Origin of the sequence: Saccharopolyspora sp. NPDC050389 (genome assembly GCF_040655595.1) — a bacterium.
Taxonomy (GTDB): domain Bacteria; phylum Actinomycetota; class Actinomycetes; order Mycobacteriales; family Pseudonocardiaceae; genus Saccharopolyspora.
In genome coordinates this window covers 3,077-4,073 of record NZ_JBFAKG010000108.1, presented here as the reverse complement: position 1 = coordinate 4,073, position 997 = coordinate 3,077, and the positions used below count along the sequence as shown (strand labels likewise).

The following is a 997-nucleotide window of genomic DNA, read 5'->3' as shown; positions in this document are numbered from 1 at the left end:
GGCCGGGGCACATTGCCCCGGCCGCACCTCTCCGTGAGGTGTTTTCCCAGGTCAATATCAGCCGATGGAGCGGTTCCGCACCGGATGCCCAGGTGATCTTCGTGTTCGGCGATGATCGGACTACCCTGCGCAGTGTGGGCATACCTGCGTGGCTTTGGTTCGTCATCGCCGTCGTCGCCATCGGGGCGGGCGTCGTGCTGCTGATCGCCGACCGATCCCAGCGCGCGTCGAACAACCGGGAGCGACGCCGATGGGCGGCGCTGCGCGGCTGGCAGTTCGCCGAGGTGGACCAGGTCCTGCCGACCCGGTGGGAGCGTGGCGTGCTCGCCCAGTACGGCGGCGTGACGGCCACCGACGTGGTGGCCGGATCCACGTTCACCGCCGACGGGCGACGCCAGGTGTACGTCCTCGATCTCGACGTGAACGGCAAGGCCGCCGCGGTGCTGGCGGCCATCCGCTGCCGCCGGTCCGCCCCGGCCACCATCGAGCTGTGGCTGCCCGACGTCCCGGTGCCGCAGGACTCCGAGCTGGACCTGCTCGGCCCGGTCGGCTCGCGGTACGCGTTCGTCACCGAGGTGGCCGCGGCCCGGCCGTTGGTGACGCCGGATCTGGTGGACGCCACCGAGGAGATCGGCCACGACGTCACGGTGGTGTGGCTGGAGAACGACTGGGTGCTCGCCGCGCTGCACCCCGACGACGCCGACCCGGCGCGCCTGGAGCGGCTGCTGCGCGACCTCGGCGAACTCGCCGACCTGATCGACCCGTTCGACACCGACCCGAACGAAGCGGACGACCTGAGCGTGGCGGAAGAGGTCGCCGAGCCGGAACCCACCTCGAAAACCCAGCGCTGACCGCCAGCGCTTCAAAGTTTCGGCTGGTCACGGGGCCGTGAGTCTTTTGGGCTCCTGCAGCATCGCCTTGCGGCGGTCGCCGAAGCCGGGGGCCTTGACGGCGACCGACTTGAAGGTGCCGCGGATCTTGTTGACGACCAGGGTCG

The 997-nt window shown here is 70.3% G+C and carries 1 protein-coding gene; it reads left to right on the top strand.

Translation table 11 applies throughout. The features are described 5' to 3' along the window. Nucleotides 1-140 precede the first annotated feature (140 nt). Nucleotides 141-851, top strand: a complete 711-nt coding sequence (locus AB0I53_RS42255; protein ID WP_358614977.1) for a hypothetical protein — start codon at nt 141-143, stop codon at nt 849-851. Nucleotides 852-997 lie beyond the last annotated feature (146 nt).